The sequence below is a fragment of the Altererythrobacter ishigakiensis genome (assembly GCF_001663155.1).
In the GTDB taxonomy this organism is placed as follows: Bacteria; Pseudomonadota; Alphaproteobacteria; order Sphingomonadales; family Sphingomonadaceae; genus Erythrobacter; species Erythrobacter ishigakiensis.
The window spans coordinates 2,050,122-2,074,520 of sequence record NZ_CP015963.1 but is presented as its reverse complement, the minus strand read 5'-3'; the positions used below and the strand labels follow the sequence as shown (position 1 = coordinate 2,074,520).

General features: G+C 55.9%; 25 protein-coding genes, 1 tRNA gene and 1 other RNA gene. 17 read left to right on the top strand and 10 right to left on the bottom strand.

Features of this window, described 5'->3' with window-relative positions:
• Positions 1-66 precede the first annotated feature (66 nt).
• Positions 67-744 carry a response regulator transcription factor gene (locus A6F69_RS09885; protein ID WP_067600633.1) on the top strand — a complete coding sequence of 226 codons (678 nt, stop codon included), beginning with the start codon at positions 67-69 and terminating at the stop codon, positions 742-744.
• A 112-nt stretch (positions 745-856) separates the two neighbouring features.
• On the top strand, positions 857-2,185 hold the full coding sequence (locus A6F69_RS09880; protein ID WP_083984860.1) for a sensor histidine kinase: 1,329 nt from the start codon (positions 857-859) through the stop codon (positions 2,183-2,185).
• Here A6F69_RS09880 and A6F69_RS13325 read toward each other — a convergent pair.
• Both A6F69_RS13325 and A6F69_RS09875 read right to left on the bottom strand, forming a co-directional pair.
• A complete protein-coding gene (locus A6F69_RS13325; protein WP_083984758.1) occupies positions 2,182-2,565 on the bottom strand; it encodes a PilZ domain-containing protein in 384 nt (127 codons plus the stop codon). The genes A6F69_RS09880 and A6F69_RS13325 overlap by 4 nt on opposite strands.
• A gap of 79 nt (positions 2,566-2,644) precedes the next feature.
• Entirely contained in the window at positions 2,645-2,953 is a 309-nt protein-coding gene (locus A6F69_RS09875; RefSeq protein ID WP_067600630.1) for a chorismate mutase, read from the bottom strand.
• Positions 2,954-3,018: 65 nt separating this feature from the next.
• On the opposite strand from A6F69_RS09875, the gene A6F69_RS09870 reads away from it, so the two are divergent.
• Positions 3,019-4,029 carry a polyprenyl synthetase family protein gene (locus A6F69_RS09870; RefSeq protein ID WP_067600627.1) on the top strand — a complete coding sequence of 337 codons (1,011 nt, stop codon included), beginning with the start codon at positions 3,019-3,021 and terminating at the stop codon, positions 4,027-4,029.
• 74 nt (positions 4,030-4,103) lie between these two features.
• Here A6F69_RS09870 and A6F69_RS09865 read toward each other — a convergent pair whose 3' ends face one another.
• Entirely contained in the window at positions 4,104-4,898 is a 795-nt protein-coding gene (locus A6F69_RS09865; RefSeq protein WP_144573613.1) for a hypothetical protein, read from the bottom strand.
• A gap of 157 nt (positions 4,899-5,055) precedes the next feature.
• Here A6F69_RS09865 and hrpB point away from each other — a divergent pair, with 157 nt between their 5' ends.
• The 3 genes from hrpB to ffs all read left to right on the top strand — a co-directional run bounded on the left by hrpB (position 5,056) and on the right by ffs (position 7,987).
• On the top strand, positions 5,056-7,488 hold the full coding sequence (gene hrpB / locus A6F69_RS09860; RefSeq protein ID WP_067600621.1) for an ATP-dependent helicase HrpB: 2,433 nt from the start codon (positions 5,056-5,058) through the stop codon (positions 7,486-7,488).
• A gap of 15 nt (positions 7,489-7,503) precedes the next feature.
• Positions 7,504-7,782, top strand: coding sequence for an ETC complex I subunit (locus tag A6F69_RS09855; RefSeq protein ID WP_067600618.1), 279 nt, complete (start codon positions 7,504-7,506; stop codon positions 7,780-7,782).
• Positions 7,783-7,892: 110 nt separating this feature from the next.
• Positions 7,893-7,987, top strand: an RNA gene (ffs, locus tag A6F69_RS09850) — signal recognition particle sRNA small type.
• On the opposite strand, the gene A6F69_RS09845 is transcribed toward ffs, so the two are convergent.
• Complete coding sequence (locus A6F69_RS09845; RefSeq protein WP_067602892.1) at positions 7,986-8,474, bottom strand: DUF4188 domain-containing protein; 489 nt, start codon at positions 8,472-8,474, stop codon at positions 7,986-7,988. The two genes, ffs and A6F69_RS09845, sit on opposite strands and share 2 nt — an antisense overlap.
• Positions 8,475-8,562: 88 nt before the next feature.
• On the opposite strand from A6F69_RS09845, the gene A6F69_RS09840 reads away from it, so the two are divergent.
• The 6 genes from A6F69_RS09840 to A6F69_RS09815 all read left to right on the top strand — a co-directional run bounded on the left by A6F69_RS09840 (position 8,563) and on the right by A6F69_RS09815 (position 15,562).
• Positions 8,563-10,371, top strand: a complete 1,809-nt coding sequence (locus A6F69_RS09840) for a DNA polymerase III subunit gamma/tau (protein ID WP_067600615.1) — start codon at positions 8,563-8,565, stop codon at positions 10,369-10,371.
• Between the two features lie 5 nt (positions 10,372-10,376).
• Entirely contained in the window at positions 10,377-10,718 is a 342-nt protein-coding gene (locus A6F69_RS09835; RefSeq protein WP_067600612.1) for a YbaB/EbfC family nucleoid-associated protein, read from the top strand.
• A 102-nt stretch (positions 10,719-10,820) separates the two neighbouring features.
• Positions 10,821-11,603 (top strand): class II aldolase/adducin family protein, encoded by a 783-nt coding sequence (locus tag A6F69_RS09830; RefSeq protein WP_067600609.1) that lies wholly within the window; start codon positions 10,821-10,823, stop codon positions 11,601-11,603.
• Between the two features lie 81 nt (positions 11,604-11,684).
• Positions 11,685-12,494, top strand: coding sequence for a hypothetical protein (locus A6F69_RS09825; RefSeq protein ID WP_067600606.1), 810 nt, complete (start codon positions 11,685-11,687; stop codon positions 12,492-12,494).
• 126 nt (positions 12,495-12,620) lie between these two features.
• Entirely contained in the window at positions 12,621-15,017 is a 2,397-nt protein-coding gene (lon, locus tag A6F69_RS09820) for an endopeptidase La (RefSeq protein ID WP_067600603.1), read from the top strand.
• A 272-nt stretch (positions 15,018-15,289) separates the two neighbouring features.
• The gene (locus tag A6F69_RS09815) at positions 15,290-15,562 is read left to right on the top strand and encodes an HU family DNA-binding protein (protein ID WP_067600600.1); all 273 of its coding nucleotides are present in this window, start codon (positions 15,290-15,292) and stop codon (positions 15,560-15,562) included.
• Positions 15,563-15,657: 95 nt separating this feature from the next.
• Here the strand turns inward: A6F69_RS09815 and A6F69_RS09810 are convergent, their stop codons facing one another.
• Together A6F69_RS09810 and rlmB are read right to left on the bottom strand one after the other, a co-directional pair.
• Positions 15,658-16,524 carry a hypothetical protein gene (locus A6F69_RS09810; RefSeq protein ID WP_067600597.1) on the bottom strand — a complete coding sequence of 289 codons (867 nt, stop codon included), beginning with the start codon at positions 16,522-16,524 and terminating at the stop codon, positions 15,658-15,660.
• A 30-nt stretch (positions 16,525-16,554) separates the two neighbouring features.
• Entirely contained in the window at positions 16,555-17,349 is a 795-nt protein-coding gene (gene rlmB / locus A6F69_RS09805) for a 23S rRNA (guanosine(2251)-2'-O)-methyltransferase RlmB (RefSeq protein WP_067600596.1), read from the bottom strand.
• A gap of 140 nt (positions 17,350-17,489) precedes the next feature.
• Between rlmB and A6F69_RS09800 the strand changes: the two genes are divergently transcribed.
• Positions 17,490-17,575, top strand: a tRNA-Tyr gene (locus tag A6F69_RS09800).
• A 21-nt stretch (positions 17,576-17,596) separates the two neighbouring features.
• On the opposite strand, the gene A6F69_RS09795 is transcribed toward A6F69_RS09800, so the two are convergent.
• Genes A6F69_RS09795 through A6F69_RS09780 form a run of 4 tightly spaced genes read right to left on the bottom strand, consistent with a single transcriptional unit; the run spans position 17,597 to position 20,202 of the window.
• The gene (locus A6F69_RS09795; RefSeq protein ID WP_067600593.1) at positions 17,597-18,391 is read right to left on the bottom strand and encodes a sulfite exporter TauE/SafE family protein; all 795 of its coding nucleotides are present in this window, start codon (positions 18,389-18,391) and stop codon (positions 17,597-17,599) included.
• Between the two features lie 7 nt (positions 18,392-18,398).
• Positions 18,399-18,818: a DUF6691 family protein gene (locus A6F69_RS09790; RefSeq protein ID WP_067600590.1), complete on the bottom strand. Its 420-nt coding sequence runs from the start codon at positions 18,816-18,818 to the stop codon at positions 18,399-18,401.
• On the bottom strand, positions 18,818-19,264 hold the full coding sequence (locus A6F69_RS09785; protein ID WP_083984757.1) for a YeeE/YedE family protein: 447 nt from the start codon (positions 19,262-19,264) through the stop codon (positions 18,818-18,820). Before A6F69_RS09785 ends, A6F69_RS09790 begins: the two co-directional genes overlap by 1 nt.
• On the bottom strand, positions 19,261-20,202 hold the full coding sequence (locus tag A6F69_RS09780) for an MBL fold metallo-hydrolase (RefSeq protein ID WP_067600587.1): 942 nt from the start codon (positions 20,200-20,202) through the stop codon (positions 19,261-19,263). The genes A6F69_RS09785 and A6F69_RS09780 overlap by 4 nt, the downstream gene beginning before the upstream one ends.
• Before the next feature lie 147 nt (positions 20,203-20,349).
• On the opposite strand from A6F69_RS09780, the gene A6F69_RS09775 reads away from it, so the two are divergent.
• The 4 genes from A6F69_RS09775 to rpsB all read left to right on the top strand — a co-directional run bounded on the left by A6F69_RS09775 (position 20,350) and on the right by rpsB (position 24,399).
• Positions 20,350-21,495 (top strand): beta-ketoacyl-ACP synthase III, encoded by a 1,146-nt coding sequence (locus A6F69_RS09775; RefSeq protein WP_067600584.1) that lies wholly within the window; start codon positions 20,350-20,352, stop codon positions 21,493-21,495.
• Between the two features lie 56 nt (positions 21,496-21,551).
• Positions 21,552-22,304, top strand: coding sequence for a phosphatidylserine decarboxylase (locus tag A6F69_RS09770; RefSeq protein ID WP_067600579.1), 753 nt, complete (start codon positions 21,552-21,554; stop codon positions 22,302-22,304).
• Positions 22,301-23,125, top strand: coding sequence for a CDP-diacylglycerol--serine O-phosphatidyltransferase (pssA, locus tag A6F69_RS09765; RefSeq protein WP_067600576.1), 825 nt, complete (start codon positions 22,301-22,303; stop codon positions 23,123-23,125). Before A6F69_RS09770 ends, pssA begins: the two co-directional genes overlap by 4 nt.
• 524 nt (positions 23,126-23,649) lie before the next feature.
• Positions 23,650-24,399 carry a 30S ribosomal protein S2 gene (gene rpsB / locus A6F69_RS09760; RefSeq protein ID WP_067600574.1) on the top strand — a complete coding sequence of 250 codons (750 nt, stop codon included), beginning with the start codon at positions 23,650-23,652 and terminating at the stop codon, positions 24,397-24,399.

Genomic DNA, 24,399 nt, shown 5'->3' with positions numbered 1-24,399 from the left:
GCTTGACGCTGGCCATGCAAAGGCCCAACACTCCCCGAAAATTCAAGGCAGGATTAGCAGGCGAATATGCGCATTCTTATTGTCGAAGATGAGCCCACTCTTGGCCAGCAGCTGAAGTCGACGCTGGAACAAAACGGCTATGCGGTCGACCTTTCTACCGATGGCGAAGACGGTCATTTCCTTGGCAGCACCGAGGAATACGACGCGGTCATCCTAGATCTGGGCCTACCGGAAATTGATGGTCTGACGGTGCTGGGCATGTGGCGAAAGGAAGGCCGCAATTTCCCGGTTCTGGTTCTTACTGCTCGGGATAGCTGGTCAGACAAGGTGGCGGGGCTAGATGCGGGCGCGGACGACTATCTTGCCAAGCCATTCCAGACCGAAGAGCTGATTGCGAGGTTGCGCGCGCTCATTCGCCGCGCGTCAGGAAATACTTCGGCCGAGCTTACCGCGGGCGATGTGCGGCTGGACACGCGCTCTGGCCGAGTGACGCTGAAGGGCGAGCCGGTGAAGTTGACCGCGCAGGAGTACAAACTGCTGAGCTATCTGATGCATCACAAGGGCAAAGTTGTCAGTCGGACTGAGTTGATCGAACACATTTACGATCAGGACTTTGACCGCGATTCGAACACAATCGAAGTGTTCGTGACTCGCATCCGGAAGAAACTCGGCGCAGAAGTGATTACGACGATCCGTGGCCTTGGATACAGCCTCGACGACCCCGCAGACGCTCCACGAGCCTAAGGGCACGCCTAAGGACGCGTCTGGCGACGCAGCACCTGTGAGCGCTGCGGTGTCAGGGCATCTGGGCGAGGATGAAGCAGTGTCCGCAACGCAGGGCAGTGTTGCACGGCGCATGATGCTTATCGCGGCGGGTTGGATCGGCGTGCTGCTGATCGGCGGCGGGATCGCACTTGATCGTACGCTCACCAATCTGGTTGAGCGAAACTTTGACGAGCAGCTCGAGTATATTCTGACTGCAATGATCGGATCAGCAGAGATTGAGTCCGGCGGCGAAGTCTATTTCAACCGCATTCTTGGCGACCAGCGCTTTCTTGAGCCAAACAGCGGTCTTTACTGGCAAATCAGTGGCGAGGGTTATGAACCTTACCCATCGCGAAGCCTGTGGGATCGTACCTTGAGGTTGCAGGGCGATCACTTCGACGACGAAGCGCATTTCTATGATTCAGCACAGTTTGAGGGTGAGCCACTGCGAATGGTCGAGCGGTCTGTAATTCTACCCAATAGTGATACCCGTTGGACGTTCGCTGTCGCTTCAGCAACCGACGCGCTTGAGGATCAGATAACTGAAATTCGATCCATTTTGATCTGGAGCTTTGCGATTGTTGGGCTCGGCCTGTTCCTGATGACGCTGTTCCAAATTCGCTATGGCCTCTCGCCATTACGGCGCGTGCGGGCAGCCATTCAAAAACTCCGCACTACAGGGGAGAACCGGATTACAGAGCCGTTGCCGACCGAAGTGGAGCCACTGGTCCAGGAACTCAATGAGTTGCTAGCTCACTCCGAACGGCAGGCTGAAGAAGCGCGCACACACGCAGGCAATCTGGCGCACGCGCTAAAGACCCCTCTAACAGTGCTGACAAATGCGGCCACGGCCCGAGACCCTCGGCTTGATGATCTGGTGTTCCGCGAAACAAGATCGATGCAGCGTCACGTCGATCACCACCTTGCTCGGGCGCGGGCGGTGGGAAGGCGTTCTACGGGTCGATCTCGCGCCGAAGTCTGGCCCAGTGTCGAGTCGGTGCTTCGCGCTGTAACGCGTATCCATCAGGGTGTTCGGTTTGATCTTGCTGGCAACAAGGATGCCCGGGTTGCGATTGAACGTCAGGATCTCGATGAGATCCTGGGCAATCTGGTCGAGAACGCAGCAAAGTACGGGGGAGGAAGTGTCTTTGTTACAGTCGACGCAGAGCCGGAAAACGAACAATTTGTGATCTGGGTTGAAGACGACGGAACGGGGATCCCCGAGGCCGAACGGGAACGTATTTTTGATCGCGGAGTGCGCCTGGACACTGGCAAGCCGGGAACCGGATTGGGCCTCGCGATCGTTCGCGACGTCGCAGAGATCTACGGAGGAAACGTCAGCTTACAAAGTAGCGAAGATTTGGGGGGACTGCTTGTTCGACTGGCTTTGCCAAGAGCTCTTCAGAACGAGTCATCCTAATGGATCGCACCCGTGGCCCATTTTCTAGCTTCATTTTCCAATCTTTGCCTTTGAAGCCTTTCCGGTCTGGTCTGAGTTTGTCTTAGGGCTGTAACATCTTGTTTCGGAAGAGGTTGATCAAACTCCACGCCGATACATTTGCCTGATAGCCAAATTACTTCAAAGAATGCAACGGTGTCTCCGAACTTCAATTCGCCAAATTCCCCAATCCTCGGAGGCTTGTCTACTTCGATCTGTGCTCCAGTGCAGGAGATATTCTTGAGAGATGCTTTAGAATCTCGGCTTACGAAACGAAGTCGTACGGGAACATCGAGCCGTAAACGCGCCGCATTCCGACGTGGGACCCTTGGGGCCGAAGAGAAAGACTGCCAGGAGGACATGCAGTATTTATAGTTTTATATGGTCAAAATGCGATGATCATAGAGCTACGCGAAACTTCGTAAGGACAACCCGAGAAGATTAACGTTTACGAGCTTTTTCGTGATGGCGGATCACTTCATCGATGATGAAGCGCAAGAATTTCTCGCTAAACTCCGGATCCAAGTCAGCCTCTTCTGAAAGCTTGCGCAGCCTGGCTATCTGGCGTTCTTCACGTGCGGGGTCGGCGGGCGGTAAGGTCACCTTCGCTTTGTACTCACCCACAGCCTGAGTTATGCGAAATCGCTCTGCAAGCATATGGATCAGCGCAGCATCGATATTGTCGATGCTCTTGCGATAGCTGGCCAGAACCTGATCGGCGGCGGGATTTGTTTGCGTTTTGTCGGACATCAGTTGCAAAGCTAGCAGTAATTGAGCGCTTGCCAAGCGGCCTTACGAACGCCATGTGGCCAAGCATGAGCGCAGAGGTAGTCCGTTTCCCGCAGAAGAAGCCTTCGCTTGAGCCTATGTTGTCGCTCACTGCGAATGGAATGAATGCGGTCAATCAGGTCATTCTTGACCGAATGCAAAGTGAAATACCGCTCATACCGCGTCTCGCAGGCCACTTGATCTCTGGCGGCGGTAAACGCTTGCGTCCAATGCTGACGCTCGCTGGCACAGCGCTGGTTGGTTATGAGGGGACGCGTCATTACAAGCTCGCCGCAGCGGTTGAATTCATTCACACGGCGACGCTGCTTCACGATGATGTCGTTGACGGCAGCGAACTGAGGCGCGGCAAGGCAGCGGCAAATATTATCTTCGGCAACCCCGCCACTGTCCTGGTTGGCGATTTCCTGTTCAGCCGTGCATTCGAATTGATGACTGAAGATGGATCGCTCAAAGTTCTGAAAATCCTTAGTCATGCAAGTGCTGTGATTGCTGAGGGCGAAGTTTCACAACTGACCGCTCAGCGTCAGATCGAAACCAGCGAGGAACGTTACCTGCACATTATCGGCGCAAAAACTGCGGCGCTTTTCGCTGCGGCAAGTCAGATCAGCGCTGTCGTTGCGGAATGCGGCGAAGAGCAGGAACGTGCGCTGGAAGATTACGGGCGCAATCTCGGTGTAGCCTTTCAACTTGTCGACGACGCAATCGATTATGATTCCGATGCGGCCCAGATGGGTAAGGACAAGGGCGATGATTTTCGCGAAGGCAAAATGACTTTGCCGGTCATTCTGGCTTATGCTCGCGGTAGCGAGGATGAACGCAAATTCTGGAAAGCCGCGATCATGGGGCATCGGTCAAGTGATTCCGATCTGGCGCATGCGCAAGAATTGATGGCGCGGCACAATGCGGTTGAAGACACGCGTGAACGTGCGCGACATTTTGCCCAGCGGGCAATCGATGCAATTTCAATCTTTCCTGATAGCAAGGCTCGCGCTGCAATGGCAGAGGCGGCGATGTTCGCAGTCGCCCGCGGTTACTAGCCAAAACAGGCTGAAAAAGAAAATCCCGACCTTGCGCTAGGCAAGGCCGGGACGTCCTTAATCGAGTTTTGATTCTATTGGCGAGTTGCTGTCCATTTGACAGTGCTTCCATCACGGGGGTCAGTAGACACCCCTGACAGTGTGTCACCGTCTACCGTCAGATCCAGAATATTGATCACTTCACCATCACGTGAGTAGGTCTCGCGATAGCTGTTCTCGCCAGTCTTCTCGACGGCCAGAACTCCACCTGTGTCATCATCTTCAGGAGTGACCGGATCACCACCCAAAGTCGCGGTGTAACCGCCACTGTTGCCGGTGCTGGTAATCGTGTCGCCTTCAATTGTGTAGGTCCATGTCAGAGCTGCGTCACTCATTTCGCCGAGTTCAGCAACGGTCCACTCGCCTGAAACTGCATGCGCACCGTCCGGTCCTGCCGAAGCGCGCGCGTAAGTGGTAGAGCCATTGGTCGTCTCGTCGCCCCTGAAATTCGTCCAGCTAACGGTCATCGATTGGCCGTCTTCGCTGACATTCCAGACCGATTCTCCGAGAACTTCCTCACCCTTGCGGCTAGACGATTCCAATGTGTTGTCGTCCACAATGGTTAGCTTGAGACTATCGACGCCAGGACGGTCGACCGATTGCCACTCACCATCTGCAGCCACCGAGAAGGGCGGTATGCAATGATTGCATGTGTAAGTGCCGTCGGCCAACGTGTAGCTATTAACGCTATTCTCGAACTCGGCAGAGTCGACGTTTGCTTTCCATGTGCCAGACAGCTCTGCCTCAGCCGGAGCATCTTCCATTTCGCCACAGGCTGCGACGCTGAATACCAAAGATGCCGCTGCTGCGGCGGCCATTAACTTTCTCATAAAATAGTCCCCTTCAAACTGCGACCCCTCACAGTTTACAGCTTCGATTGAACGGTCGGAGCTGCGCGGGCTCTCGCGTCAAATTTGCGAAAGTGACTGTGTACTAACAGCAAATTTCGCTCTGTGCCAGCGCGGCTGAATATGGCAGGGGCAAGGCATGCCGCTCGAACTGCCCATAAACGAGAAACTTGGCGACTTGAGCACTGCCTTGGCGGATATCGGTGCGGCTGTGCTTGTAGCTCCACCAGGAGCGGGCAAGACAACCGCTGTTGCACCAGTCTTGCTTGATGAAGACTGGTGCAGCGGACAGATCATCCTCACGTCTCCGCGCAGAGTGGCGGCACGCGCCGCGGCGGAGCGCATGGCTGAGTTGTTGGGTGAGAAGCCCGGTGAAACAGTCGGCTACCTGACTCGCTTGGACAGCCAGTCATCGGCGAAGACGCGAATATTGGTCGTAACAGAGGCAATCTTCGTAAACCGCATCGTAGAAGATCCGGATCTGAGCGGTGTGTCAGCTGTGCTGTTTGATGAGGCGCATGAGCGACATCTCGACAGCGATTTGGGTTTGGCGCTCGCGCTTGAAAGCCGAGCTGTGCTGAGAGAAGACCTACGTGTTCTGGTAATGAGCGCGACGATTGACGGTGCGCGGTTCGCGCGGCTTCTTGGTGATAAGGCGACCGTTATTGAGAGCGAGGGGCGGGCGCATCCTCTGCGTATTGAATGGCTGGGATCGCGTCCTGATGCCCGAATTGAGGACGCCATGTCAGATGCAGTGCTGCAGGCTTGGCGCGACGAAGAAGGCGATATCCTCGCATTCTTACCCGGTGTGGGTGAGATTGAGCGTGTGCGCGAGCGGCTGGAATCGCGATTGCCGGATGCGCCGATTCTACCGCTGCACGGGCAGGTGCAGCCAGCGGAGCAACGCGCGGCGATCCGGCGTAACGCAGAGGGGCGCAGGCGCATCGTCCTCGCGACCGCCATTGCCGAGACATCGCTGACCCTCGACGGTGTATCGGTCGTTGTCGACAGTGGGTTGGCGCGCAGTGCCGTGTTCGACAAGACAGCCGGAACGACGCATCTCGTGACTGAGCGGGCAAGTCAGGCGGCAGCGGCACAAAGGGCAGGGCGGGCAGCGCGCCAAGGGCCGGGCGTCGCCTATCGTCTATGGGAAGAGTATGGGCACGCAGGCCGTCCTGAGTTCGCGCCGCCAGAGATTGAAACCGCTGATCTGGCACCTTTGGTCCTGAAGCTTGCAAAATGGGGCGCTACCGAACCAGCGGAATTGCCGTGGCTTGATCCACCTCCCGATGCAGCGGTTGCGACAGCGCGCGGCTCGCTAGTGAAAATGGGCGCATTGGACGAAGATGGCAGGATTACACCGCGCGGCGAAAAGATTGCATCCTTGCCGCTTGATCCGGTTGGTGCGGCAGCCGTGCTGTTTGGCGCAGAGGCATCTCAAGCTTTGGACGCTGCGAAGTTCGTGCTGCTGTTGCAGGAACGTGGTTTGGGTGGCCGTGGTGAAGATTTACTGCAGCGACTTGATCGCTGGAATAGCGATCGGGGCAAGCGCGCGGAAGCCTCGCGCAAGTTGGCACAAAACTGGGCCAAGGCAGCGGAAAGATTGGTTTCGAGCGCGGAATCGGATCAACATAATCCGGCATTGTTTCTGGCACTCGCGCGGCCAGACTTTGTTGCGAAACAGCGCGATAAGTCAGGCGAGCAATGGTTGTCTGCTGGGGGAAGGGGATTTCAACTTGATCCGGCTTCTCCGCTGGCGCGAGCGGAGTGGATACTCATTGGCGATGCGCAAGGCCGGGCGAAGGGCGCGCGGATCACTGCAGCAGCGGAATTGAGTGCGCAAGAGGTCGAGGAACATCTTCAGAATCTGATAGAGAAGCGTTCGGTAATCAACTGGAATATTGTGGAAAAACGTGTCGAGACGCGGCTGGAAAAACGATTGGGTTCGATCATCCTAGCCAGCGGCCCCGATCATGATCCCGATCCGGAAGCGGTTGTGGATAAGCTCGTGGAAAAAGGGTTAGAAAGGCTGGAAAACCTTGTCCCTGCTAACCTCCTTGCACGCGGAAAGTTCGCGCAAATCGAAGCGCTGAGCCTCAAATCCTTGCGTGATAGCGCTGAGTTGTGGTTGAGGCCTCTTCTCGATGGGCGGCGCGATCTTGATCTGCCGCGCGGGAAGCTCACTGACGCAATTCTGAATCTGCTCGATTGGGAGGCTCGCCAGCGACTGGACAAGCTTGCGCCGCGCGAGTTTTCATCGCCTGCTGGAACGCATCATGCGATAGATTATGCGGGCGATGATGCTCCTAGTACCGAGGTTCGCGTGCAAGCGCTGTTTGGTCTCGATAGTCATCCGATGATCGGTAACACGCCCTTGTTGATCAAGCTGACCAGCCCTGCTGGCCGACCGATCCAGTCAACCCGCGATCTGCCTGGTTTCTGGCGCGGCAGTTGGTTTGAAGTGAAGAAGGACATGAAAGGACGCTATCCAAAACATCGTTGGCCGGACGAACCGTGGGTGGAAAAACCGAGCTTGAAGACCAAAAACGCCTTCAATCGCAGCGAAAACTGAATTATGTGCCGCGCCATGAGCGCGAGAATCTACCAACAGCCAAAGAGTGCCATGCAGTCAGGCAAGGCGAAGATCGACACTTGGGTGCTTGAGTTCGAGCAATCCGAGGCGCGTCGACCAGATCCGCTGATGGGCTGGACGGGCAGCGGTGATACACAGGCGCAAGTCTCGCTCAAATTTCCGACGAAAGAGGCTGCTAAGGCTTATGCCGAGAAGCATGGGATTGTGGCGCGGGTGCACGCCACCCCTGCGAAGTTATTGAAGCTTCAAGCTTACGCCGATAACTTTCGCTAGTTTACGCAGCATGGTTCGAACATCCGTTCGAACCTTGGGCTAAGCCACCAGGTAGAGCAATCAGAGCAAACACCTGTTGAAATCTTCACAATTCGCCGCCATATGCCGGCCCGGGAGTCGGTCGGACGTTCGCGTCCGCTCACCGGGTCAGGTCCGGAAGGAAGCAGCCCAGGTGGATGGCAGCGGGTCGGCCGGCTCCTTTTTCAACTATCTCCAGCACTCACGCGCATCCGATCGCGCGCTTCATTGCGTGATCCCGTAGCAGGTATCAGCCCGGCCACCTTGCCGAGGCCGAACGGGGGCATGTTGCCGTAGACGTTCTCATAGGCGCCACCTTGAATGGCGTATGTTTCATGGAATATGCCCACGGTTCCATCGTTTCCGACTTCCTTGTTGAACGCCACCCACGCGGGCCAATGCTTCTCGTCGCGTGATCGTGCGTATCGCTCAAGGCTGTCAAAATCGCGCCAGTATTGAGTGAGCATGATTTGCCGAGGGCTGCAGAGGCTATACTCGGTTCCAAGAAAACCGCTGTCCGGATTGCGCGAAAGTTCTTCAATCATCGGCCGCATCGCCTTCATCACGGGCACCCATTTGCTGAACTTGCGGAACTGATTGATCCGCATGCCGATTATGAAGACCACCAACGGTCCTTCGAAATTTGCTGTCATCCGACCGGCTATCACACTCATCGCTGCCTCCCTCGCTTGTGTGGATTGAAACACGTATTCTGAATCTGAAGCTTCGACAAACGCTTCGTCAGCGCGTAGCAAGTAATGCATGGGTGATTCACCGGAAAATACCGACACGCCGCCTTGGGAGACGGACGAGCAGGAGGAGGCGCAGGAGCCGAGTGCCGCCGAGCTCGAGGCCGCTGGTCAGAACTCCATGTTTGGCGACAGTGATCCGGCACCAGAGCCGACTGCAGAACCTGCCGTGCCCGCTGCGGTGTCAACTGCAGTTAATCAGCCTTATCGCGTCTTGGCGCGCAAGTACCGTCCACAGACATTCAGCGAGCTGATCGGGCAAGACGCGATGGTTCGCACGCTTGGAAACGCGATTGAGCGGGACAGGTTGGCGCATGCATTTCTGATGACCGGGGTGCGCGGTGTTGGTAAGACTTCGACTGCGCGCCTGATCGCCAAGGCATTGAATTGCGTAGGCCCCGACGGGCAAGGCGGACCTACCATCGATCCTTGCGGGCAGTGTGAGCCGTGTACGGCAATCGCTGAAGGGCGCCATATCGACGTAATCGAGATGGATGCTGCATCGCACACCGGCGTTGACGATGTCCGTGAGATTATTGAGCAAGTGCGTTATGCGGCGGTTTCGGCGCGTTACAAGATTTACATCATCGACGAAGTTCACATGCTCACCCGCAATGCGTTCAATGCATTGCTGAAAACGCTGGAAGAACCACCAGCACATGTGAAATTTCTGTTTGCCACGACCGAGGTCGAGAAGCTGCCTGTAACGGTCCTGAGCCGGACACAGCGCTTTGACCTGCGGCGTATTCCTGCTGAGCTGTTGCAGAGCCATTTTGCAATGATCTGCGAACAGGAAGGCGTTACCGCGGAAGACGAAGCGCTCCACATCATTGCTGCGGCAGCGGAAGGATCAGTGCGCGACGGGCTGTCGATCCTGGATCAGGCGATCGCCCATGCGGATATGGATACCGGCGGTCAGGTTACCGGAGCCAAGGTTCGCGATATGTTGGGCTTGGCGGATAAAGGCGCGCAGCGCCGCTTGCTCGGCCATTTGCTCGAAGGTGATGCGAAGGCGCTGCTTAAAGCAATCGAAGAACAATACGCGCTGGGTGTCGAACCACTGGCGCTGATGCGCGCGCTTATGGACCTGACGCACAAGATAACATTGGCGCAGGTTTCTGGCGGTGAACCTGATGTGCCGACCGCTGAAGAACGCGAGGCACTTGGTAAATTCGCCAAGCGCCTGACCCCGGCGCAGTTGCATCGCTTATGGCAATTGCTGCTCAAAGGGTATGACGAAGTGCGCCAGGCGCCCGATCCGCTTGTTTCAGCCCAAATGGCGCTGCTCCGCGTGATGCATGCCGCAGATATGCCGGATCCGGGCAAGCTGTCTAAAAAGCTTGAAGAGCTGGCCGAAAAAGGGTTCTCGCCTGATGTCTCAAAGGCTGGATCGGGCGGTGAATCGGTAGCTTCTGCACCCGCGTCAGCCTCAGCGAGAATCGATTGGGGCGACTTGGTCCAGCAAGTCGACGATGCGGGTCAGCTAAGAATCGCGCAAATCATGCGCGACTGGATTCGCGTGATAGAGTTGGTGCCCAACAAGCTCATCTATTCCATAAAGGATGGGCTGGGCGAGGACCCGGGTGCTGAATTGCGCGATTGCTTATTCCGAGTGACCGGCGACAGGTGGCAGGTAGAGCGCGGCGAGGGGGATGCCGCGCCCACCTTGCGCGAGCAGGATGAAGCCACCAAGTTGGCCAAGGAACAGGAAATTCGCGAGCACCCCATGGTCAAAGCGACATTTGAGGCATTTCCCGATGCCGAACTGCTCAGCGATCAGGGTAAGGTCGCCCAAACGGGCGGCAGTAAATGGAGTAGGTAACCCCCATGAAATCAATGGAAGAGATGATACAGGCGGCACAGCAGGCCGCTGAAACGATTCAGACTCAGATGAATGACATGCAGGCCAAACTCGATGGGATCGAGGTTGAAGGCCAGTCGGGTGGCGGCATGGTAAAGGTTCGCGCAAGTGCCAAGGGACGTATTCTGGGCGTCATGATTGATGAAAGTCTGATGAAACCGGAAGAAAAGCAAATGGTGGAGGACCTCGTCACCGCTGCCTTCAATGATGCGCGCGACAAGGCGGATCGTGTTTCCAACGAGGAAATGAAGAAGATGCAGGGTGGGATGGGGTTGCCGCCCGGTTTCAATCTTCCCGGGATGAGTTGACACCACAGGGCACTTAGCAAAAATTCGGCTGCCGACTGCAGGCGAAACGTGCTAGTAGCGGATTGAAACGGAATTTGGGGAGAGAAAATCGTGGCAACCTTGATGAACGAAGCTGGCGCAGGAAACGACGCCGATGTTCGCGGACAGGTAAGTGACGAGGAATGGGCTGTTCGGGTCGATCTCGCAGCGGCTTATCGCTTGGTCGCTTTGTACGGCTGGGATGACCTGATTTTCACCCACTTGTCCGCGCGTGTGCCAGGGCCAGAGCATCACTTCCTCATCAATCCATACGACATGATGTTCGAAGAGATTACTGCGTCGTCTCTCGTCAAGATCGATGTCGAAGGTCAGCCGGTTATACCTACTTCACATCCAGTGAACCCCGCAGGATTTACCATTCACTCTGCGCTACACATGAATTGTGAAGATGCACATGCCGTTATGCACTTGCATACGCCCGCAGGCCAAGCGGTCAGCGCCATGGCCGATGGTCTGATGGAGCATACGCAGACTGGCATGATTGCGCGCAGTGACATCGCATATCATGAGTACGAAGGCATTGCGACGGATCTGGAAGAACGCGATCGTTTGGTCGAGGATATGGGTGACAAGCACACAATGATCCTGCGCAATCATGGGACATTGGCCATCGGCAAGACTGTTGGCGAGTGCTTCCTGCGACTCTATTTCATTGAGAGAGCCTGCGACGCTCAGGTAAAAATGCTCAGCGCCGGACGGGATGGCTTGCACAATCCGCCTCAAGGCACTCCGGAAAAGGTCAAAGCGCAAACTCCCCCGGCGGGAATTGGTATGATCGCAAACGGTCTTGCGTGGCCGGCACTGCTGCGTAAACTTGACCGGATCGACCCGAGCTTTCGGGATTAATACTCCAAACTAAGCATACAGAAAGCTTTCATAGGTAGATATCGCAGGGATTAAGGAACTTCGAGGCCGAGAGAGCACGATTTGCAGCCTGCATATGTGATCAAAGCAGAGGAATTGGTCGCGGTGAATTATCTCGCCGAAGATCATCCGCGCCCGCGATCGGTCGAATGGATTAATCGCGGGACTGACCAGGTGTTGCGCCCGACAACCACCGATATGCTTCTGCGCACCTTGTTTCAGCCAGCTGCCTCACCAAGCGTTCAGAAGCTCCATGAAAGCTCAGGACTTCGGGTGATTTTCAGAAGTGATGCGGAACGCGAACGCTTCGCCTCGGCATTTCGAGAGGCGGTCGCAAAGGAACGCGCAGCGACAGAGCATGTAGTGACCGCTATCTTTGATGGACGCGATAAGGCCGAAACAGCGATCGCAGCCCTTCACGATGAAGGAATCTCACCCAGCGCGATCTCACTCTTATGCCGCGCCAGCCATTTTGGTGATCCTGAGGCGAACTGGCCGGAGGGACATGACACTTTGAGCATTACTGGCGCGGTCGCCGGCGGCGGCGTCGCGGGTGCGCTCTTAGGCGTTGCGTTTCTGTTTGTCCCCGGTGTCGGTCCTTTGGCAGCTGCCGGCGCGATCGCGGGTTCGGCTATCTCCTCCGTCGCGTCCATTTCAGGCATTATCGGTGCGACCGGTGGGGCCGTGGCGAAGATGTTGACTGATCATGACGTCGATGGCGTGATGGCCGAATATTATGACCGGCAGATCAAGCGCGGCAAGGTCTTCGTTTCGGTCGATGAAAAAAAGACCGCTGTGGGACGCGAGTTCATAGAACGCATTCTAGAGCAATTCGGCGGTGCACGTCCGCCAATGCTCAAACTATCAAACTAAACGCCAACTGATCCACAGCTCGATGTGCGCATCCACAAGAGATGCCGCGTTACCCATTGCGAGCTTGCCGGGCGCTTCCCATATTCCAGATCAAAGGTGCGCCCAAATGGCGTTCCACAGGATTGTATGACACAGAATTACCCTCTCCTCCCTTTGCGCGACATCGTTGTCTTTCCCGGCATGGTCGTGCCCTTGTTTGTCGGTCGCGACAAATCCGTCGCCGCGCTCGAAGCCGCGATGGAGGCTAGCAAGGATATCTTCCTGCTCGCTCAACTTGAGCCAGGTTGCGATGATCCCGAAGCTGACGATCTTTATGACATGGGAGTTGTTGCGCAGGTCCTGCAACTGTTGAAGCTGCCCGACGGGACGGTTCGCGTGCTTGTTGAAGGCAAGTCTCGTGCAAAGCTGGAACAGCTCAAGGCCCGCGATGGCTACGTAATGGCGCAGGTTGCGCTAGTCGAAAGCGAATCCTTGTCCGGCAGCGAAGTCACCGCACTCATGCGGCAGGTGGCAGAGCAATTCGGTGAATATGCCAAGCTGAACAAGAAGCTGGGCGACGACGCCGGTGAAGAATTGGGCGAGTTCGAGGATGCGAGCGAGCTGGCAGACAATATCGCTGGCGCAATCGGTGCGAAGGTTTCCGACAAGCAGTCTTTGCTGTCAGAGATCGATCCGTTAAAGCGCCTCGAGATGGTCATGTCGTTCATGGAAGGCGAGCTGTCTGTACTTCAAGTCGAGCGCAAGATCCGCGGCCGAGTGAAGCGCCAGATGGAGAAAACCCAGCGCGAATATTATCTTAATGAGCAGTTGAAGGCGATCCAGAGCGAACTGGGCGGTGAAGACGGCGAAGATGGTGACGAGATCGCCGAGCTCACCGAAAAGATCGAGAAGACCAAGCTTTCCAAGGAAGCCAAAACCAAGGCTAAAGCAGAGCTCAAGAAGCTTAAAAGCATGCAGCCGATGAGCGCGGAGGCAACGGTCATCCGCAATTATCTTGATATCTTGCTAGGCCTGCCATGGGGTAAGAAGAGCCGCCTGAAGAAAGATATCTCTAAGGCGCAGGAGATCCTCGATGCTGATCACTACGGTCTGGAAAAGGTAAAGGACCGCATCATCGAATACCTTGCCGTACAGGCGAGGACGAACAGATTGAAGGGACCGATCCTTTGTCTCGTTGGCCCACCAGGTGTGGGCAAGACATCGCTTGGCAAATCAATCGCCAAGGCGACCGGGCGCAAGTTTGTGCGACAGTCATTGGGCGGCGTGCGCGATGAAGCCGAGATTCGCGGCCACCGCCGCACTTACATTGGTTCTATGCCGGGCAAGATCGTCAACAACCTGAAGAAAGCAGAAAGTTCGAATCCACTTTTCCTTTTGGATGAGATCGACAAGCTGGGACAGGATTTCCGCGGCGACCCCGCATCGGCCCTGCTCGAAGTGCTCGATCCAGAACAAAACAGCAAGTTTCAGGATCACTATTTGGAGCTGGACCTCGATCTGTCGGATATCATGTTCGTCACGACAGCCAACAGCCTTAACCTGCCTCAGCCACTGCTGGACCGGATGGAGATCATCCGTCTGGAGGGCTATACGGAGGATGAGAAGGTTGAGATCGCGAAGCGTCATCTCCTGCCCAAACAGATCGAAGCGCACGGCCTGAAAGAGGCGGAATTTGAGCTTACGGAAGACGGACTGCGCGATCTGATCCGATATTACACCCGCGAAGCCGGTGTCCGGACCCTGGAACGAGAGATCGCGCGTCTGGCTCGAAAGAGTTTGCGCAAAATTCTCGAGAAAGAAGCGAGCAGCATTACCATCACGCCAGACAATCTCGGCGATTTCGCAGGTGTGCGTAAGTTCAAGCACGGTGTGTCTGAGGAAGAGGCACAGGTTGGTGCTGTCACTGGTCTTGCTTGGACATCAGTGGGTGGCGAGCTTTTGACAATCGAGAGCGTGACGACGCCAGGCAAGGGTGAGATCAAATCCACCGGTAAGCTCGGTGATGTGATGAGTGAAAGCATCGCGGCAGCATTCAGCTTTGTGAAAGCGCGCGCGCCCGCTTACGGCATTCGTCCGTCGATCTTCCAGCGGCGCAACATCCATATCCATTTGCCTGAAGGCGCGGTTCCGAAGGATGGCCCGAGCGCAGGTATTGGCATGGTGACGTCCATTGTCTCTGCGTTGACTGGTATTGCAGTGCGACCAGATATCGCGATGACTGGCGAGGTGACTTTGCGTGGCCGGGTATTGGCGATTGGCGGGCTTAAGGAAAAACTGCTTGCTGCGCTTCGCGGCGGGATCAAGACCGTCCTCATTCCCGAAGAGAACGTGAAGGACCTGGCGGAAATTCCCGACAATGTGAAAGAAGGTCTGGAAATCATCCCCGTCAGTCATGTCGATCAGGTGCTCGAGCAAGCTTTGGTCGAGCAGTTGGAAGAGATCGAGTGGAGCGAAGCCGATGATCTGGCCAGTCAGCCTGCTTCGACAACCGGTTCAGCCGAAAGCACACCAACGGCTCATTGATTTGATTTGGAAATGATGCAGCGCAGCGAATCGGGTCAAATCGTTCGCGGCTTGCGGGGCCAAATTGCATTAACGTGGTAGCAATCTCAGCGTTGCTCGCACCATTGCGGCACAGTTTATCGCAATTGTGGCGAGATTCTCCGAAAATGGCTCTTTTCGGGGCGATTTGGCTTTGACAGCCGCGACAAAAACGTCTCCATTTGCGCGTCTTCGGAAGAGGGGGCTTCCGATCCAAAGATACTTTGAAAATCGAATGACAGGGGTTCTCAAGAATGAACAAGAACGATCTTATCAGCGCCGTGGCCGATGCAAGCGGTCTTTCAAAGAGCGATTCTGCCGGTGCTGTTGAGGGCGTGTTCGATACAATTACCAAGGCATTGTCGAGCGGCGATGAAGTTCGTCTCGTTGGCTTCGGCACGTTTTCGGTTGCGAAGCGAAAGGCGTCGACAGGACGCAATCCCCGCACTGGTGAACCGATGACGATCAAGGCTTCCAACCAGCCAAAATTCAAGGCAGGCAAAGGCCTGAAAGACGCGGTCAACTAAGACCGCCACGCCTTGGTGCATCACTGCGCCGCCACTTAAAGAAAACCCCGCCGGAAAGTTGCGACGGGGTTTTTCTTTGCGATCTGACAGATGCGTCAGTCGCCCAGCTTGATCAAAGCCGTTGGCGCGTCTTGCGAAGTGCTATCTACTTTCCAAGTCAGAACCTCACCGCGCGCTGACGATGTGGAACCTTCGTCGGTGTTGTTTGCACGGATGGTGCCATTTGTAACAATGGTGAATGTGCCTTCCATGCTCGGCAATTCGGGCATCGAATCGCTGCCTTCACCAAGCTGGCTGAGTGCAGCCATTCCCATCATTCCTCCCATCATCGAACCCATCGGGTTTGCTTCATCCTGCGCGGAGAATCCCGGAGCGTTCACACGAACCACTCCATCATCGCGCAAGATCACTTCGACGAAAGTTGTTCCCGCGGGGAAGCCCTCGATCACGGGAAACCTGAAATCATGGGTCAGATTGCCGCTTGCAGCGTAGCTGACGTCGTACACGCCATTTCCCTTTATCTCGACCCTTTCCCATCCCTTGTGGCGTAGCAGCAAACTCCGGAGCTCTTCTGCTGCCTCAGGATCGGTCGGGTCGACGCCGCCCATCATCTTCGCCATTTCTTGCGCGTCTTTTGCTGCCTTGGCCGCGCGTTCTTCCGCGCCTGCATCCCACTCAGCGCGCTGCTCTGCCAGTTCCGCTTCGGTGCAATCACGCACTTCATATTCGTCCGTATAACATTCGCCAGCCTCGAACTCCTCCGTGGCAGCTTCCATTTTGGCCAGGTCGCTCAAGCCCAGGAAGAAGATTTCTCCGTCATAGGTGAATGTGAACGAGCCATTTTCATCAAGCAGCAATTCGGACGTAAACTTGCCCGGCGCGACAAAGCACCCGGTCAGCAACAACGCAAAAGCTGAAAGCATTGCAGTGGCAGTAGTGCGCATACGGGTTGAAGCGTTCATTTTGGTTTCCTCTATCGGATGGAAGCCGGTTCAGCTTGACCGGGTAGCAGTAGCATAAAGTCCAATCGCTGCCGCATTACTAACATTCAGGCTTTCGACGGTTCGCATGATCGGCAGCTTGGCGAGAGCGTCGCAATGCGCCTCGATATTGTGCCGCATACCAGCGCCCTCTGCGCCGAGTACGAGCGCGACTGGCCCAACCGGCAGAGCTTCCTGCAAAGTCGCTTCCGCATGACCGGTCAGCCCGATTCGCCAATAACCCGCATCCGCGATTTCATCCAGCGCTCGCGCCAGATTGACGACTCGGACCCACGGTACAACCTCAAGCGCTCCTGACGCCGATTTCGCGACCACGCCAGATTCTGGCGGTGAATGCCTGTCTTGCGTGACAATTGCAGCAGCACCGAATGCGGCGGCAGAACGCAGAATAGCGCCGACATTATGCGGATCAGTCACCTGATCGAGAACAACTAGAGGGCGAGCAGGGTCCGCATCTGCGAATTCGTCAAGGAAGCGATTGGGAAGTTCTTCGCATTCTAGCACGAGCCCTTGATGAGGAGCATCCTTTGCAACCAGCCGTGCCAGATCGAGAACGTCGGCATACTCCACAGGAAAGTCAGGTGGAAGTTCGCCATCAAGCGATTCGATGCCTTCGCGCGTTGCCCACAGTTTGCGGTGACTGCGCGCAGGATTCTTCAGCGCGGCCTCAACCGCGTGCCTGCCCCATAACCGGGCATGTCCGGTAGTGGCACGACCTGAGCCGCGCCCCCCTTTCATCCGACCTGCCCGTCCTCTGAGCGCGCGTTTGCGCTCGCCCTTTGCCATTGAAGTTCTCCAGAAAGTAAGTTCTTGTCGTTCCCCTGCCAGCCACACCATTGACAGGCAAGCGCCGCTTCGCCAAAGGGGCCCGTCTCGGCAATCGGAGCTGCCTTGTGCGGCGACGTGTTTTTACCGCAGGAACGTGTGGACAGGTGGCCGAGTGGTTAAAGGCAGCAGACTGTAAATCTGCCCGCGCAAGCGTACGCTGGTTCGAATCCAGCCCTGTCCACCACTTTCCAATTTGCAAAAAACATCAGGCTATCAAGGACAGCATGGCGTCGGCGCTTTGCCAAAGCATGTATCCTGCGACCACGAAGATGATAATCGCAAACACCGTTCCAAGCTTCCCGGTGCCAGACAACTTGCTGGCCAACGCGGTTCCTGCAAAACTACCGACAAGTCCGCCGCCTATAAAGAGAAGGGCAAGCGGCCAATCGATCAGACCTGACCAAGCGTAATTTATTGCTGTAGTGAATCCAAAGGCCGCGACAGCAATTAAGCTGGTACCGACAGCGTTTAGGATCGGCATCCCACTTGCTGCCATGATTCCGGGGACAATCAGGAAGCCCCCGCCGATTCCGAAGAAGCCGGAGAACGCTCCACTACCCGCACCGAAAGCGACGATGGCCGGAGCATTTCCGCGATTCAGTCGGACCGTGGGATCACCAATATGCTCCCGCCCCCGCAGCATGAGCCAGCCGACTACGATCATGACGATTGCAAACAGAAACAACAGACGCTCGCCATCAAAATTCTTGCCAAGGGTGGAACCTGCAAGGGCACCAATAATACCCGCTGCCGCATAGGTAGTGCCGCATGGCCATTTGATGGTTCCGCGCCGGGCATGCTGAAAAAGTCCGCTTAACGCATTGACCGCGACTGCAAGTGCGCTGGTTCCAATGGCAACATGTGGGTTTCCGACACCAACAAGATAGACCATCAATGGAACAGCCAAGATTGAACCACCGCCGCCTACCAGGCCAAGCGAAAACCCAACCAGACCGCCTGACAGTGCACCCAAGACCAGGTATGTGACGTCAGCGGTCATCGGTCGATCAGACCGCTGGTCTGTCGACTAGTTTGAAGAGTGACATCCCACCGATCATGGCGCCAACAAAGACGGCGGCAGGCAGTGGATTTACTGCAAGCGATGCGATTGCTGGACCCGGACAAAGGCCGGCCAAGGCCCAGCCGACGCCGAACAAAACGGCTCCGCTGATGAGGCGCCTGTCGATCAGCTGTGTTCCTGGCAATGCAAATTCCGTTTCAGTTAACGGGCGCTGCATGCGCCTTTGAACGAGCCAGGCGATTGCCATTACCACCGTTGCACCGCCCATAACGAATGCAAGGGTCGGGTCCCAAGATCCGGTGATATCAAGGAATCCCCTCACGCGTGAAGGATCCATCATCCCGGAAATGGCGAGGCCTGCACCAAACAGGCTGCCTGAGAGCAGGGAAAGAGCTAGCTGCCGCATCACCAGCCTCCGCCCAAAAGATTGACGAAGAAGACGGTCACCATGCCGCTGACAATAAAGGTTGCAGTCGCGATCAATGAGCGCGGGCTCAGTCGTGACATGCCGCAAACCCCATGGCCACTTGTGCAGCCGCTTCCCAACCGCGTTCCAAAACCCGTGATGAGCCCTCCTGCAACCAGCCAACCTGTGGCGGGCGGAAAGTCGGCGTCGATGGGACCGATCATCTGCGATATGGCTGCGGCACCTAGCATCAGGCCTAGGACAAAAATCGCCGCCACGTTCCAGTTTGGACCTGCCTTAGTCAAATTCAGGCTGCGCGCGGCAAGCCCGCTTACTCCAGCAATCCGTCCCAGGCCAAGCAGCATGATGGCAGCCGCAACACCAATCATCACGCCGCCAAGCAAACCTTCAAGAGGTTGCGCGTCGGGAAAACCTGGAAGAGTCACAGCGAGTCCACCGGGATTTTCAGATAACGCACGCCGTTCTCCTCTGCTTCTGGAAAGTGACCTGCACGCATGTTCACCTGCACGCTGGGGAGGATCAATTGCGGCATATTCAAGGTGGCATCGCGCGAAGTCCGCATGGCTACAAACTCGTCCTCACTGACACCGTCATGAACGTGGATATTGCCCGCGCGCTGCTCTGCAACGGAACTTTCCCAAGCAAATTCGTCGCGGCCGGGAGCCTTGTAATCATGGCACATGAAAAGGCGTGTTTCGTCGGGCAGCGACAACAGGCGGTGGATTGAACGATAGAGCTGTCGTGCATCTCCGCCAGGGAAGTCCGCACGTGCGGTACCGTAGTCCGGCATGAACATAGTATCGCCCAAGAATACGGCATTGCCGATGACGAATGCCATGTCCGCCGGGGTATGACCCGGGACATGGAGCGCAATGCCCTGCAATTTGCCGACGGCGAATTCTTCCCCGTCATTAAAAAGGCGGCCAAATTGAGAGCCATCTTTGGCGAAGCCGTCACCTGCATTGAAAAGATTGCCAAAGGTATGCTGAACCGTCGCGATGTTGCTCCCGATCACGATCACGCCACCTAATTTGTCCTGCAAATATGGGGCTGCTGACAGATGATCCGCATGCACGTGGGTTTCAATGTGCCAGACAACTTCCAGACTTTTCTCATTAACATGGGCGACTATCTGATCTGCCGATGTATGCGAGGTGCGGCCGGAAGCGGCATCATAGTCGAGCACTGAGTCAATGATTGCAGCCTTGGCAGTAGAAGGGTCGGTAACAACGTAGCTGACAGTGAAGGTCGCCTCGTCGAAAAACGCTGTCACTTGGGGTCGCGCCACAGGATCATTGAGACTTTGCTTGATCAGCGCACTTGCTGCATTGATCGGGCGATCTGGTTTGTCAGCTGTCATCATCTCCTCCGCACATTGGCCATATCACCCTATACGGAAAGATCAAAAGCGCTTCGCATTGATCATAGTCAAAGAGCCACATCAATCGGGCGTGTTTATCGTTCAAGAGAAGCTTGCCGACTGAGATAATCACGATTAACCACCCGCCCTATGGAAAGCTCAGCGCAGGAATTGACGGGTCGTCCCGTTATCTCATCGACCGGACTCTTCACGCCCGAAGAAGTCATTACCAATGAAGAGCTGGTTGCCAGCTTCAACGAATATGTCGAGCGCTTCAATGCCAGCAATGCGAATGCAATTGCGGCCGGCGAAGTAGAAGCCCTTCAACCCAGTTCAGTTGAATTCATTGAGAAGGCGAGCGGCATCAAGGCGCGCCATGTGATGGCGAAGGAACCGGTTCTCGATCCGGACATCATGTCGCCCCGCTGGGAAGAGCGTAGCAATGATGAGCTATCGATCATGGCCGAGATTGGCGTGAAGGCAGCTCGGCAGGCTCTGGAAGGGGCAGGGCGTGATCCAAAGGATGTTGACGCAGTGCTTTGCGCTGCTTCCAACATGCAACGGGCGTATCCGGCAATGGCGATCGAGATTCAACAGGAACTGGGTATCGACGGCTTCGGCTTCGACATGAACGTCGCATGTTCGTCCGCAACCTTCGGGATTCAAACGGCAGCTGACTACGTTCGGGCCGGGAATGCCAAAAGCGTGTTGGTGGTAAGTCCCGAAATTACGTCAGGTCACCTCAATTGGCGCGATCGGGACAGCCATTTTATTTTCGGAGACGTTGCAACCGCGGTTCTGGTCGAAGATGCGGCGATAGCGCCAACTGAGCACTGGGACATCCTCGGCACCAAGCTGAAGACGGTTTTCTCGAACAATATTCGAAACAATTTCGGCTTTCTCAATCGTGCGCATCCAGAGGGCGATGGGAAGCCCGACAAACTGTTTGTTCAGGAAGGACGGAAGGTATTCAAGGAAGTGGTCCCAATGGTTGCACAGATGATCATTGATGAAGCGGACCGACTTGATCTTGATCCGAAAGCGTTACGACGCCTTTGGCTGCATCAAGCCAACGCGGGCATGAATCGCCTGATTTCGCACAAGGTTTTGGGGCATGAGGCCAATGACGACGAGAGCCCTACGGTTCTTGATACTTACGCCAATACGTCAAGCGCGGGGTCGATCATTGCCTTCCACAAGCACAGCGAGGATCTGTCTGCTGGTGACACCGGTCTGATCTGTAGTTTTGGCGCGGGCTATTCGGCAGGCACGGTGTTTGTGCGTAAGGCCAGCTGACGAAAGCAGACAGGCTTTGCTTGCAGCGCACCAAACCACCGCCTAAACGCTCAGCCATGGCCGGAGAAATTCTAGATAATAAAGGGCGCGGCGAAGTCAGCTGGAGCTGGCCGCCCATTCACCCCGAAGGACGCAAGTTTGGCGTTATTGCGATCGGGCTTAGCCTGATTCCACTTCTGTTGCTTGATTGGGAAATTATCGGCTGGCCGATGTTGCTCCTATCAGCTGGCGTGTTTGCTTTCTTTCGCGACCCTGAGCGCGTGGTACCTCAGGATGAGAATGTAATCGTCGCACCAGCGGACGGATTGGTTTCGTTGATTACGGAATGCGAACCGCCAGCCGAATTGCGGCTGGACGATGGTTCCGGGGCCGCTGCATTGCCGGATGGCCCCGTCACGCGCATCTCGATATTCATGAGCGTTTTCGACGTCCACATCAACCGTTCGCCCATCGCGGGCTCGATTGAGCGTGTGGTCTATATCCCCGGCAAGTTCATGAACGCTGACCTGGATAAGGCTAGTGAAGAGAACGAACGGCAGCATTTTTTGGTTCAACGCTCTGACGGCCTGAAAATCGGTTTTACGCAAATCGCGGGGCTGGTCGCGCGGCGCATTGTACCTTTCGTGAAGCCCGGTGACATTGTTGCCGTTGGTCAACGAGTTGGCCTGATTCGATTTGGCAGTCGCGTGGATGTCTATTTACCAGCCGGTACCGACCCCAAGGTATTGCTGGGGCAGAAGATTATCGCCGGTGAGACCATTCTGGCAGAGCTGGGCACCCAAAAGCTCCTCGAGGGCGTCGCTCAGTGACGGACAAGCCGCGCGTAGGGCCAAAATCGGAAGAGGGGGAGGATTTCTCGCCCCCTGCTAAGGCTTCGCGTGGTCTTTCGCTGAGAGCGCTGCTGCCCAATGCGATCACCGCAGCTGCTTTGGCTGCGGGATTGACCGGTATCAGATTCGCGATTTCAGGTGATTGGGACATGGCGATTTATGCCATAGTTCTGGCTGGTCTACTGGATGGGATCGACGGAAGAATTGCACGACTGCTGAATGCACAATCCCGCTTTGGGGCTGAGCTGGACAGCCTTGCCGACTCGATTTCCTTTGGCGTTGCTCCAGCCATCATCCTGTTTCTGTGGTCCATTCAAGACTTGCCAAGGATCGGTTGGTTCGCATCATTGGCCTTCGCAATCTGCGCAGCGCTCAGGTTGGCGCGGTTCAACGCACAGATTGATACAGATGACCAGCCGCACAAGCTGGCCGGATTCCTGACCGGGGTACCTGCACCCGTCGGAGCAGGGCTGGCGTTCCTGCCGTTTTATCTATGGATGGCTACCGATATTGCGGAATTCCGAAATCCGGTGTTCGTTTCGATTTGGCTTGCCGCGGTCGGTGTCCTGATGATTTCAAATATTGCGACCTTTAGCTGGCGGTCCGTCAAGCCAAGGCGCAGCATCCGTCTTGAAGTGATCGCGATACTGGCTCTGGCCTTCGGCGCTTTGTTGCAAGAGCCGTGGTGGACCTTAGCTGGGATATGCGCGATCTATGTCGCGCTGATGCCGCTGGCGCTCTATCGTTATGGCAAGATCAAGCAGCTGCAACGAGAGGAGCAGGCGTCGAGCGCGGGCTGAAACTGCCTTGCTTGGCGAGAGCCGGATGTAAAACAACAACCGCGGCATCATTGCGCAACTCGCGAACAGAGCATTCATGGGCTCTTGCATCCTTTATCAACCGATAAGCACTACGCCATTTTATCACGCTATCTGCCAGCGAAGTCAGGCTTGCGAGTGCGACGAATGTAAAAAGGGTAGCTAGGGCAATCGTCAGCATGATTTCATCTCCTGTTTCGCTATATCCTCGGCCGTTTGGTCGCAGAGGGCAGTCACAGTGTACTACGTTTGTTCCTCAGCATAAGTTCCCCATTTGTTCCAACGTGTCAAGCGGAATGTCAATGCAGGTTCGATTTTTCCATTTCGGGCTGGATTTTTGCCTGATCCAAGTTTAGAGCGCGCGGCGTTCGGAAGGGCGTAGGCGATTCTCGCTATTGTCCAAACGTTCAAATCCACATGGTGAGCACACATACCGGTGCCTAACGCGGGACATACCGCACCAAGGTTCCAGCTCTCCAGAGGCATAACCGGAAAGGAATTCTATTATGGCGGCTCCTACCGTCACAATGCAGCAATTGATTGAGGCCGGCGCACACTTCGGCCACCAGACCCATCGCTGGAACCCGCGGATGAAGCCGTACATTTTCGGCAACCGTAACGGTGTTCACATCATTGATCTCTCACAGACAGTTCCACTTTTTGCGCGAGCGCTTGATTTTGTTGAGCAGACTGTCCGTGCCGGCGGCAAGGTTCTGTTCGTAGGCACCAAGCGTCAGGCGCAAGAGCCGATCGCTCAGGCAGCTCGCCAGTCAGGCCAGCACTTTGTGAACCACCGTTGGCTGGGCGGCATGCTTACCAACTGGAAAACCATCAGCCAGTCGATCAAGCGCCTCAAGACGCTTGAAGAGCAGCTTTCAGGCGACACTTCGGGCTTCACCAAGAAGGAAGTTCTTCAGCTGACGCGTGAGCGTGACAAGCTTGAGCTTTCGCTGGGCGGCATCCGCGATATGGGCGGCGTTCCGGACGTTATGTTTGTGATCGATGCCAATAAGGAAGATCTGGCCATTAAGGAAGCAGCCGTTCTTGGCATTCCGGTAATCGCTGTGCTCGACACCAATGTCGATCCGACAGGCATCGCTTTCCCGGTACCGGGCAATGACGATGCGAGCCGTGCGGTCCGCCTTTACTGTGATGCAATCGCTGGTGCAGCGGTTGCTGGTCGTGGCGGCGCAGTTGCAGACAGCGGCGAAGACGTCGGCGCGATGGAGCAGCCGCCAGCAGAAGCAACTGCTTAA